The sequence below is a fragment of the Sphingobacterium sp. UBA865 genome (assembly GCF_002295765.1).
GTDB lineage: Bacteria > Bacteroidota > Bacteroidia > Sphingobacteriales > Sphingobacteriaceae > Sphingobacterium > Sphingobacterium multivorum.
In genome coordinates this window covers 21,054-32,585 of the sequence record NZ_DBGB01000031.1, presented here as the reverse complement: position 1 = coordinate 32,585, position 11,532 = coordinate 21,054, and the positions used below count along the sequence as shown (strand labels likewise).

General features: G+C 40.7%; 9 protein-coding genes. 6 read left to right on the top strand and 3 right to left on the bottom strand.

The genetic code is table 11. The features are described from left to right. Window positions 1-36: 36 nt before the first annotated feature. Window positions 37-1,941, top strand: coding sequence for a molecular chaperone DnaK (gene dnaK, locus B2O97_RS16190; protein ID WP_046673656.1), 1,905 nt, complete (start codon window positions 37-39; stop codon window positions 1,939-1,941). A gap of 109 nt (window positions 1,942-2,050) precedes the next feature. On the opposite strand, the gene B2O97_RS16185 is transcribed toward dnaK, so the two are convergent. The 3 genes from B2O97_RS16185 to B2O97_RS16175 all read right to left on the bottom strand — a co-directional run bounded on the left by B2O97_RS16185 (window position 2,051) and on the right by B2O97_RS16175 (window position 5,420). Further along, window positions 2,051-2,734 carry a TIGR02117 family protein gene (locus tag B2O97_RS16185; protein ID WP_070570357.1) on the bottom strand — a complete coding sequence of 228 codons (684 nt, stop codon included), beginning with the start codon at window positions 2,732-2,734 and terminating at the stop codon, window positions 2,051-2,053. Between the two features lie 99 nt (window positions 2,735-2,833). Further along, window positions 2,834-3,745: a sugar phosphate nucleotidyltransferase gene (locus B2O97_RS16180; protein ID WP_046673742.1), complete on the bottom strand. Its 912-nt coding sequence runs from the start codon at window positions 3,743-3,745 to the stop codon at window positions 2,834-2,836. A 133-nt stretch (window positions 3,746-3,878) separates the two neighbouring features. Continuing rightward, window positions 3,879-5,420, bottom strand: a complete 1,542-nt coding sequence (locus tag B2O97_RS16175; protein WP_046673654.1) for a helicase HerA-like domain-containing protein — start codon at window positions 5,418-5,420, stop codon at window positions 3,879-3,881. Window positions 5,421-5,587: 167 nt separating this feature from the next. Between B2O97_RS16175 and B2O97_RS16170 the strand changes: the two genes are divergently transcribed. The 5 genes from B2O97_RS16170 (at window position 5,588) to B2O97_RS16150 (ending at window position 11,520) form a co-directional block, all read left to right on the top strand. Beyond that, window positions 5,588-5,926, top strand: coding sequence for a hypothetical protein (locus B2O97_RS16170; RefSeq protein WP_239468770.1), 339 nt, complete (start codon window positions 5,588-5,590; stop codon window positions 5,924-5,926). A gap of 224 nt (window positions 5,927-6,150) precedes the next feature. Then, window positions 6,151-7,692: a SulP family inorganic anion transporter gene (locus B2O97_RS16165; RefSeq protein ID WP_046673653.1), complete on the top strand. Its 1,542-nt coding sequence runs from the start codon at window positions 6,151-6,153 to the stop codon at window positions 7,690-7,692. Between the two features lie 209 nt (window positions 7,693-7,901). Further along, complete coding sequence (locus tag B2O97_RS16160) at window positions 7,902-8,549, top strand: carbonic anhydrase (RefSeq protein WP_046673652.1); 648 nt, start codon at window positions 7,902-7,904, stop codon at window positions 8,547-8,549. Between the two features lie 178 nt (window positions 8,550-8,727). Continuing rightward, entirely contained in the window at window positions 8,728-10,398 is a 1,671-nt protein-coding gene (locus B2O97_RS16155; RefSeq protein ID WP_172462415.1) for a glutamine--tRNA ligase/YqeY domain fusion protein, read from the top strand. A gap of 456 nt (window positions 10,399-10,854) precedes the next feature. Next, a complete protein-coding gene (locus B2O97_RS16150) occupies window positions 10,855-11,520 on the top strand; it encodes an OmpW/AlkL family protein (protein ID WP_070570317.1) in 666 nt (221 codons plus the stop codon). Window positions 11,521-11,532 lie beyond the last annotated feature (12 nt).

Here is an 11,532-nt window from a genome sequence, read left to right as displayed (position 1 = left end):
TAGAATTTATTTAAGTAAAAAATTAAAACACAAGATATGTCTAAAATTATAGGAATTGACTTAGGTACTACAAACTCATGTGTTGCCGTAATGGAAGGTAACGAGCCTGTAGTAATTACGAACAACGAAGGTAAACGTACAACTCCTTCGATCGTAGCTTTCGTAGAAGGTGGCGAGCGCAAAGTTGGGGACCCAGCAAAGCGTCAAGCAATTACTAACCCACATAAAACTATTTATTCCATCAAACGTTTTATGGGACTTTCATACGATGAAGCTGTAAAAGAAGCTGAACACGTACCTTATAAAATCGTTAAAGGTGACAACAATACACCGCGTGTAGAAATTGACGACCGCAAATATACACCACAAGAGATCTCTGCTATGATTCTTCAAAAAATGAAGAAAACCGCTGAGGATTTCTTAGGTCAAGAAGTAACTGAAGCTGTTATTACAGTTCCTGCATATTTCAACGACGCACAACGTCAAGCAACAAAAGAAGCTGGTGAAATCGCTGGTTTATCTGTAAAACGTATCATTAACGAACCTACAGCAGCAGCTTTAGCTTACGGTTTGGACAAAGCACACAAAGACATGAAAATTGTTGTGTTTGACTGTGGTGGTGGTACACATGACGTTTCGGTATTGGAATTAGGTGACGGTGTATTTGAAGTTAAATCTACTGACGGTGACACACACTTAGGTGGTGATGACTTTGATAACGTAATCATCAACTGGTTGAATGAAGAATTCAAAAGTGAAAACAATGGCTTTGACTTGAAAAAAGATCCAATGGCATTGCAACGTCTGAAAGAAGCTGCTGAGAAAGCGAAAATCGAATTATCAAGCGCAACTTCTACAGAAATCAACTTGCCGTATATCACTGCAGATGCAACTGGTCCAAAACACTTAGTTCGTTCATTATCACGTGCTAAATTTGAGGCTTTGGCAGCTGACTTGATCAAGAGAACAATTGCTCCTTGTGAGTCTGCATTGAAAAATGCTGGTTTTAGCAAATCTGATATTGACGAAATTATCTTAGTAGGTGGTTCTACGCGTATCCCTGCAATCGTTGATGCTGTAAAAGCATTCTTCGGAAAAGAGCCTTCTAAAGGTGTAAACCCGGATGAAGTTGTCGCTTTAGGTGCTGCTATCCAAGGTGGTGTATTGACAGGTGAAGTAAAAGACGTTTTATTATTGGATGTTACTCCACTTTCATTGGGTATTGAAACAATGGGTGGTGTGATGACTAAGTTGATCGAAGCAAATACAACAATTCCAACTAAAAAATCGGAAACGTTCTCTACTGCTTCAGACAATCAGCCATCTGTAGAAATTCACATCTTACAAGGTGAACGTCCTATGGCAAACCAAAACCGTACAATCGGCCGTTTCCATTTGAACGATATTCCACCAGCACCTCGTGGCGTTCCTCAAATCGAAGTTACTTTTGATATTGATGCCAATGGTATCATCAAAGTATCTGCGAAAGATAAAGCGACTGGAAAAGAACAAAACATCCGTATCGAAGCATCTTCAGGTTTGTCTGACGACGAAATCAAACGCATGAAAGAAGAAGCTGAAGCAAATGCTGATGCTGACAAAAAAATAAAAGAAGAAGCTGACAAAGTAAATGCAGCTGACGCTTTAATCTTCTCAACTGAAAAACAATTGAAAGAATATGGCGATAAAATTTCAGCAGATAAAAAAGCGCCAATTGAAGCTGGCTTAACAAAATTAAAAGCTGCTTACGAAGCGAAAAACTTTGCTGATATCGATGCTGCTTCTGAAGAATTGCAAAATGCTTGGAATGCTGCTTCTGAAGAAATGTACGCTGCTTCTCAAGGTGGTGCACAACAACCTCAAGGTGATGCAGGTCAAGCTCAAGGTGGAAACCAAGGTGGTGATGATGTAACTGACGTAGATTACGAAGAAGTGAAATAATCACTCCTCCTCATAAAAAAAGCTCCAGGATTATTCCCGGAGCTTTTTTATGTCTATTACTTTCACTATCTCGTTTAACCTTCACCGCAATACACTTATGCATTTCCAGCTACTTCTTATCCTTATAGTGACTTAAGATTCCTTTGTCCAAAGTAGCCCAAATACCTGCTGGCATCGCCGCTCTCTTTAAGGCATTATTGGTCCAGGTATTGCACGAATAAAACATGCTATAGGCTCCTTTTGCTTCGTAAAAGGCGTCTGAGTCGCCATACTGCGCATCTGTTTTCACCAAAATAGCTTCCGCTTGATTTCGATCCAACGAATCTTCTATATATTTTATCAGATCACGGTATTGGGATTTACTGATCTGATAAGCAAAACATAATTCATCTTGCTGAACCGAATTGTAGTAGGTCACATGAATGGCAGACTCCCCTAATCCAAAGGCAGCCACAAAGGCTGTCGATGCTTTAAGATCCTTCCATTCTGGTGTATCCAAATAGAATCCTTTATCCCCCCAACCGATACCGACATACCGATATCCGCTATGTTTCCCCACCGTATTCCCATAAGGAAATAGTTGCGACCAATCCATCTCTTCGTTAACGACAGGCAATACGATATCGGTATGAACACCATTGGACTGAACAAAAACCTGAATCGTCTTCTCTTCGTCTATATTTTTCCTTGGAGCCGAAATTCTTGACAAACTGTATTCAGCAACAATATAGAGCACACAAAAAGACAACAATCCTAAAATAAGATAACCAAACACTTTAAGAATTTTTTTCATCAAAGATTTATTTCCGCTCAAGTAATCTAGCGCACAGGTCAAAAAAAAACCTGTATTGCTTGACAATACAGGTGAAAGATAAGCTATTTCTTTTAGCTCTTAAAATAACTTTTCTGGATATACTCCATCAGCCACCAATTTTGAAATTGATTCTTGTACGATAGGTTTATCTTCCTTATAAGTTACGCCAAACCATTTCGAAGAAGTTGGGATTACCTTAAAATCAGCCAATTTATGCTTCACCATATAATCTGGTACAGAAGGAATGAAAAATTCTGCTTTTAAATTTTCCTTATTTTCCTCAACAAATGCAGGAAACATCGCCTGGGCTACTTCGAAAATCTTTGGTGTAAAACCCCAGAAGTTCATCGAAACACGGGTTTTAGGATCTAGATCTGTCTCCACCCCATTTTCCTCATAAACGATTTTGCGATCGTCGCCTTCGCCTTTGTAGTATATATTTGTACGTTCAGTTACACTTTCCATATGTCCAGAAGGGGTAACCTCACATACTCCGCGTGAAACGTAGCCATAATCGGACATGGTATTTCCAACCTGGAAGCCCATCAACGACATTTGTTGATCAGAAACCTCGGTTGTTAAGAACTCGGCCATTTTCTGAAAAGAATCCGATCCGTAGAAATCGTCTGCATTGATTACACAAAATGGTTCATGCACTTTATCTTTAGCACTCATCACCGCATGGGCAGTACCCCAAGGTTTTGTTCTTTCGATAACGTGATTAACACCGAATTTTGTTAAGTCAAAATCTTGAAAAGCGTAATCTACTTCTATTTTACCTTTCAATTTTTCATCAAATACTGTTTTCATCTTTTCCAGAAATTCTTCCCGGATAATGAATACAACTTTTCCAAATCCTGCGCGAATAGCATCGTAAATTGAATAGTCAATAATTGTCTCGCCGTGTGGGCCAAAACCATCTACTTGTTTTAAAGAACCATACCGGCTAGCCATTCCTGCTGCCAAAATCAAAAGGGTTGGTTTACTCATATTTAATTGCGTTAATAGAATTTTCTTTTCGTCCGCAAACTTAGCTAAAATTGCCCTCAAAAGCAAATTTAGCTAAGTTCGGCTCCGCCTTCAAAAGTATAGTATTGAAACGAAAAGAATCCAAAAATTAGTATTATTTCTTTTTTAAGAATGCGTTTAATAAACCCGTCGCTAGTTTGCCCAAAAACTTAACTCCCTCTCTTGCTAAGGTCGTTGTTGCCGTTCGTTGGGCAGCTTCTAGAGGTGTCTGTCTTCTGGAGCTTGGCCGACTTGCTTTTTCCGCTTCTTTTTCCTGGGCCGCGCGTTGTTCTTCCTGTGCTGCAGCCTGCATTCTTTCGTCTATGATTTCAGCCGCAGAGCGATTTTCTTGTCGCTCCTGATATTTTGCCCGCAAATCAGACTGATTGATAATTTGGCTAACCGTTGCATCATCTGCAGGTCCCATAACTGCACGCGCCGGCACCAAATGTGTAGCGACAACCTCTGTAGGAATACCTTTATCATTCAATACTGTGATTAATGCCTGTCCAGTACCCAAAGAAGTCAGGACCTGATCAATTTCATAAAAATCGGATTTTGGATAGGTTTTTACAGTCTTCTTTAAATTTTCAGCATCGTTGGGCGTAAAGGCACGCAATGCATGTTGCACACGGTTACCCAGCTGGGCCAATACAGATTCAGGTACATCGGTTGGAGACTGTGTACAAAAGAAAACGCCGATCCCCTTCGAACGGATAAGGCGAATGATTTGATCCACTTGAGTCAAAAAGGCTTTAGGAGCCCCATTGAACAGCAGGTGGGCTTCATCAAAGAAGAAGACCAACTTGGGTTTGTCCAAGTCACCCACCTCAGGCATATTTTTAAATAGCTGTGCCAATAAGCTCAATAAGAATGTAGAATAAAGAACCGGCTGATCTTGCACGTCAGAAATATTCAATAGGCTAATCACACCCCTACCATCTACCTTCTGAAATAGATCGTTAATATCAAATTCTTTCTCACCAAAGATATGCGCTAGCCCCTGCTGTTCCAATGCGACGATCTTACGCAGGATGGTTCCCGAGCTTGCCGAACTAATCTTACCATAATCACCTTTGATTTCTTCGCTGCCGGGTCCTTCAGAAAGGTAAGTAAGCAGTTTCTTCGTATCTGAGAAATCAATCAACGGCATTTGGTGATCCTGTGCATATTTGAACATCGCAGCCAATACGCCGGTCTGTGTTTCATTAAGTTCGAGTATCCGGCCCAACAAGACGGGCCCAAAATCTTCTACAGTAATCCGCATCGGAATCCCCTTATTGCCGGACAGTGAATACAGTTCTACCGGAAACGACGATGGCTCAAACGGCACCCCCACGGCATTTCCCCGATCAATAAGGGCTTGGTTGGTCACCCCTGGCACTGCTAGGCCCGATAGGTCACCTTTAACATCCAGCATAAATACTGGTACAGAGGCATCCGACAATTGTTCAGCGATCAATTGTAGCGTACGTGTTTTACCGGTTCCGGTAGCCCCTGCAATAAGTCCGTGACGGTTCATCATTTTCAAGGCTAAATTCACTTTTGCCTCAGCCAAAATTTCGCCATTAAGCATTCCCGCTCCCAGATAGATAAATGCTCCCTTGGGATTATAGGAAGCTTGAACCTTCTCTATAAATTGTTCTTTATTTGCCATACAAAAGGCTTAATATTTATAAATCAATAAAAATTGAAAACTTTTCAAAAAATAATCTCTTCGTCACAATTTCGTGCCAAATTTTATTTTTAGTGCACTATTAATTTGAATTTAACATAGAATTACTATTTTTACGATGTAAACAGTAAGATTAAAGGTAATAAAAAATGTTAAATAAGCAGTTTAGATTTGTGGCAGCATTCCTTTGTGCTATCATCTTTTTCACAAAGATGGCCATCTCTATTTCGCCTATTTTTTCAAACAGCTTAGATCAAAGTACCATCTTACAGGTCGTTTTACAACTGGAAATCGAAAACAATAACGGCGCAAGTAATGATACACTTGAAACTGCCTCAAAATTTTTCAATACAAAAACAGAAGAACCTATTGTATTTGAAACCATTCTCGTTGAGAACCAAGGAAAACAGAAGAATTATCTTAAAAATGAGAAAAGCATTTTACCTTTCCATCCTACGGTTCCAACACCGCCTCCTAACTATTCATAAAGGCATCCCTAGGGATGTATCCCGTCAACCCGCATGCTAAAGGTAAAGTATGTGCGGTAATCTTTGATTTTTCTGAAGTAATCGGCTTTGGCTCTGTTGATGTTATCGTTGATTTGGCTCGGCACTAACGCTTTGTTATGCTGTTGAACGCCAAACGGTATACATGATACAACGCCAGTTAAAGGTCGCCTGATGAAAATTTTTTACAGATAAACACAAATTTTATGTTTGGAACTCGTACGTCGGCTTTTCTGAAACTATCGAAAAGAGACTTAAAATATGACTTCCCTGCTAGTGTTGTGGTGTTTTTGGTGGCACTTCCATTATGTTTGGGAATTGCAATGGCCTCTGGTGCGCCATTGTTTGCAGGATTATTGACTGGTGTAATTGGTGGAATCGTTGTCGCTTCAATCAGTAAATCACCACTCAGTGTAAGTGGGCCAGCTGCTGGTCTTACAGTTATTGTCTTAGGTGCTATTCAGAGCCTAGGGGCATATGAAACCTTTCTACTTGCCGTCGTGATTGCCGGTGTAGTACAAGTTATTCTCGGTATATTAAAAGCAGGGATGATCGGAAACTATTTCCCTTCAGCAGTCATTGTCGGTATGCTTGCTGCGATCGGTATCACAATTATCATGAAGCAGATTCCTTTGGCATTGGGCTTAGTGGAAACACATGCCTTCGAAATGGACAATGGTCATGGTATCGGTGCCTATTTTGACACGATAGCCTCTGCGATCAACTTTGGTGCATTGATCATTTGCGCCTTGTCATTGGCGATCCTAATCTTTTGGCCATCTATTCCAAAGCTCAACAAGGTGCCAGCCCCATTGGTTGTCGTGATGCTAGGCGTAAGTTTAGCTTATCTTTTCAACGGCTCAGCATTCCAGTTGCATGACAAGCAATTTGTACTAGTCCCTATTGTCGGTTCTTTTGCTGAATTCACAGGATTATTTACCCTCCCGGACTTTACACAGATTGTCAACAAAGATGTGTGGATAGCTGCATTTACGATTGCAATTATTGCAAGTTTAGAGACTTTATTGAGCATCGAGGCCGTTGATAAAATAGACCCCTACAAAAGAAATACGCCAACCAACCGCGAACTTGTTGCACAAGGCATCGGAAATATGACCAGTGGACTTCTGGGCGGTCTGCCGTTGACCTCCGTCATTGTACGCTCATCAGCAAACGTCAATGCAGGCGGAAAAACAAGGCAATCTGCCATCATGCATGGTATATGGCTATTGGTCGCTATGCTCGCTATCCCAACAATGCTGAACATGATTCCTTTGGCCTGTCTGGCGGCCATCCTTCTCCATACAGGATATAAATTGGCTAAACCAAGTCTATTCACCTCAATGTACAAAAAAGGCTTAGATCAATTTATCCCATTTTTTGTCACCATTGTAGCGATTGTGTTTACCGATCTCCTTATGGGGGTAGGGATAGGTATTGTCGTGGCGACATTCTATATCTTAAGAGCCAATATGAAAAATGCTTTTAAATATAATATTGAAAAAGACAATGAAGAAGATAAGGCTGTCATTACATTAGCGGAGGAAGTATCATTTTTGAACAAGGTTCCTATCCAACAAAAATTGTACAGCTTACCAAAATCGATCAGTAAGATCCGAATCGATGGGACATTCAGTAAATTTATAGACAAGGATGTCATCGAAGTCATCAAAGATTTTGAACAGAATGCCAGAAGTAAAGGCAAAGACATCGAACTTTTGCAGGTGGTCTATAAGAAACCTTCATAGGATACGGACCTTTGACGTATCTCGTAGGCCATTCCCTTCCATTGGTCGGCTAGCAAGCTGGATTGAAATGGGGGGGAGACGGTTATTGAATAGCAAGAACAGCTATTCAATAAAAATAAGTTGTTTGAAGTAAACAATGAATTTAGACATTTGTATTATTATAATAAAATTGAAACGATGCCTTCGGGCAAGAGTGAAATAAGAAGAATATGGAAAATAAAGATTTAAAAATAGGATTTGACAATATCATTAAGGGAAATAAAGAGTGGATGGAGTTTGTAAAGAATGATGCTACAGGGCGGTTCCAACAGCTTTCTAAAGGTCAAAATCCAGAAATTCTTTGGATCGGTTGTGCCGATAGCCGAGTACCTGCAAATGAATTGACAGGTACAAAGCCTGGAGAGGTATTCGTTCATCGTAATATTGCCAACATGGTCATTCACTCCGATATGAGTATGCTTTCCGTCTTAGACTATGCGGTCAATGTTTTGAAAGTAAAACATGTCATTATCGCAGGTCACTATGGCTGTGGTGGTGTAGCAGCCTCTTTAAGCCGCAAGCAGTACGGTATTATTGACAACTGGTTGGGTCATATCAAAGATGTATATCGCTTACACAGTGCAGAGATTGATGCGATCCAAGAGCATGATAAAAAAGTAGATCGTTTAATCGAGCTCAATGTACAAGAGCAAGTTTTCAATCTGTGCGCGACGTCAATCATTCAAAATGCATGGAAAGAGCGTGATGATCTTGCCGTGCATGGCATGATTATCAATATCGGCACTGGAGAATTGATCGATCAACACTGTACGTTTACCAATAATGACGAGCTAGGTGAAGTCTTCGCTTATAAATAGCGTAGTAATAAAAATCGGTAAAAAGGGACGAAATTTCGTCCCTTTTTTATTGTGGGTCCAAACCTTATTACGTCTTCCCATTCTTACCGATACAGCCAGCACATTCAATCACTCATACTAAGGCGAATATCTACGATCTCCTAGCTAATATCTCGCTACGAATAATTAACTTTGTATTATGAGTGAAGAAAAATCATTAAATTTTATCGAGGAAATTGTCGAAGAGGATCTTCGAACAGGAAAGCATGGCGGACGTGTATTGACACGTTTTCCTCCTGAGCCAAATGGTTACCTCCACATTGGTCACGCCAAATCCATCTGCTTGAATTTTGGATTAGCACAGCAGTATAATGGCAAGACTAATCTACGTTTTGATGACACTAACCCTGTCACTGAGGATACCGAGTATGTTGAAAGCATCAAGAAAGATATTCAATGGCTTGGATTCCAGTGGGCAGAGGAATTATATACTTCAGATTATTTTGAGACACTATATCGTTATGCCGTTGAGCTAATAAAAAAAGGTCTAGCTTATGTGGACGACAGCACTGCTGAAGAAATTGCAGCAGCAAAAGGTACCCCAACAGAACCCGGTGTTCCGACACCATATCGCGACAGGTCTATTGAAGAAAATTTGACCTTATTCGCAGATATGCGCGCCGGTAAATACCAAGATGGCGAAAAAGTACTTCGGGCAAGGATTGATTTGGCTAGCCCAAATATGCACTTGCGCGACCCTTTATTATACCGCATCAAGCACGCTCATCACCACAGAACGGGGAATCAATGGTGTATCTATCCGATGTATGATTTTGCACATGGCCAATCAGACTCCATTGAGAAAATTACACACTCCATCTGTACATTGGAATTTATTCCACATCGCCCACTTTATGATTGGTGTATAGATAAATTGGAGATTTTCCCTTCCAAACAATACGAATTTGCACGCTTGAATATGACCTATACTGTCATGAGTAAACGTAAATTACTGCAACTGGTCAATGATAAGTTTGTTGAAAGCTGGGACGACCCGCGCATGCCTACGATCTCAGGATTGCGCAGAAGGGGGTATACACCGGCGAGTATCCGCAACTTCTGTGAAAAAATCGGTGTTCAAAAACGTGAAAACATGATCGATGTCAGTCTTTTGGAATTCTGTATCCGTGAGGATCTCAACAAAACGGCATGGCGCAGAATGGCTGTCCTTGATCCAATCAAATTGGTGATCACAAACTATCCTGATGGTCAGGTAGAGGATCTTATTGGTGAGAATAACCCTGAAGTCGAAGGCGGTGAAGGTTCACGCTCCATTCCATTTTCAAAAGAGCTCTGGATAGAGCGCGATGATTTTATGGAAGATGCACCAAAAAAATTCTTCCGCTTGGGCCCTGGGCTTTCCGTACGTTTGAAACATGCTTACATCGTTACCTGTCATGATTTTGTGAAAGATGAAAACGGAAACGTGACGGAAGTTCATTGTACCTATGTTCCAAACTCAAAATCAGGAGAAGATACTTCAGGATTAAAAGTTAAAGGAACAATCCATTGGATCTCGGTTCCACATGCGAAAGAAGCCGAAGTAAGATTGTACGACAGATTGTTCAATGATGAAAATCCTGCCGCTGCAGAAGATTTTAAAGCATCGATCAACCCTGAAAGTTTACATATTATCCAACGTGCTTACATTGAACCGGATCTGGCTAACGCTACGCCTGGAAAGGGATATCAATTTATACGATTGGGTTATTTTACATTAGACACACAGTCAACGCCAGACCATCTAGTCTTTAACCGTACGGTTACATTAAAAGACTCCTGGGGTAAGGAAGTGAAGAAAAATGCGTAAAACCGTAACTTCTAAAATAGAACAGGTCGGATTCATTCCGACCTGTTCTATTTTAGGAGCGTTCCTATTCCATTCAATATGCATTGACATACCGGATTTGTATCCCCATTAGCCCTGCTAAACGAGACTCCAGTCCCCCACTTGCCCCCAACTCTCCTAGCAGTTATTCTGGTGCACAATCCGCAGTTGCGCGAATGACATACTTTCATAACGTTTGCTCGTCCTCAGGCGAGACAAATGCGTGTAATAGCCCTATTATCCCAATGTGGCTTGAAAAACTATTACAGCGGATTTACACCTACCCATACTTTCCTATTTTTTACAACAGTAATTTATAAAGGTACATCATCTGCAATAGGAAAAACATCGTATCATTCATTTTTCAACCTGATTATCGTCACTCTTTTGCCCTGATTTTAGCAATAGTTTTACAGCAAACAAAATACCCTTAATGATATGAAAAAGCTACTTTTAATTGCACTAACACTTACCCTAGGCGCACTAAGTTTACAGGCACAAACAATCCCTAATCAACGCTGGCAAATGAGACTCAGAGGTGTGACAGTCATGCCAAACGAATCGGCCAAGATTAATACCATAGGCGGAGACGTCGACATCAATACGAAATTTATCCCTGAACTTGACTTCACCTATTTCTTCACAAAAAACATTGCGGCGGAATTGATCCTTGGGACTACAAAACATAAAGTTAATACAACAGGTTCAAATTTAACTGCCATTGGTGGCAGTCCATCCAGCAATGTGGATCTTGGGAGTGTATGGCTCCTCCCTCCCACACTGACAGCGCAATATCACTTCCTCCCCGACGGTGCCATTAAACCCTATGTAGGAGCGGGAATAAATTACACCATATTCTATAGCGTCAATGCGGGGCAAACGGTTAAAAATGTAAAATATGATAATGCTTTCGGCTTTGCGACTCAACTGGGAATTGATTTTAAGCTATCTGAAAAATATTTCGTGAATTTAGATGCTAAGTATATTCTTTTAAAGACCGATGTCAATGTGGATGCGTCAAACCTCGCCCCCAACCTATCCATACCGGCAAAAGTTGACATCAACCCCTTCCTGCTCGGCTTTGGAGTCGGCATGAAATTTTAATAACTCGGCTCA

Bases quoted from the DNA above. Each gene is read 5' to 3' on its own strand.
- dnaK (WP_046673656.1), top strand. From the start codon at position 37: ATGTCTAAAATTATAGGAATTGACTTAGGTACTACAAACTCATGTGTT.
- B2O97_RS16185 (WP_070570357.1), bottom strand. From the start codon at position 2,734: ATGAAAAAAATTCTTAAAGTGTTTGGTTATCTTATTTTAGGATTGTTG.
- B2O97_RS16180 (WP_046673742.1), bottom strand. From the start codon at position 3,745: ATGAGTAAACCAACCCTTTTGATTTTGGCAGCAGGAATGGCTAGCCGG.
- B2O97_RS16175 (WP_046673654.1), bottom strand. From the start codon at position 5,420: ATGGCAAATAAAGAACAATTTATAGAGAAGGTTCAAGCTTCCTATAAT.
- B2O97_RS16170 (WP_239468770.1), top strand. From the start codon at position 5,588: ATGTTAAATAAGCAGTTTAGATTTGTGGCAGCATTCCTTTGTGCTATC.
- B2O97_RS16165 (WP_046673653.1), top strand. From the start codon at position 6,151: ATGTTTGGAACTCGTACGTCGGCTTTTCTGAAACTATCGAAAAGAGAC.
- B2O97_RS16160 (WP_046673652.1), top strand. From the start codon at position 7,902: ATGGAAAATAAAGATTTAAAAATAGGATTTGACAATATCATTAAGGGA.
- B2O97_RS16155 (WP_172462415.1), top strand. From the start codon at position 8,728: ATGAGTGAAGAAAAATCATTAAATTTTATCGAGGAAATTGTCGAAGAG.
- B2O97_RS16150 (WP_070570317.1), top strand. From the start codon at position 10,855: ATGAAAAAGCTACTTTTAATTGCACTAACACTTACCCTAGGCGCACTA.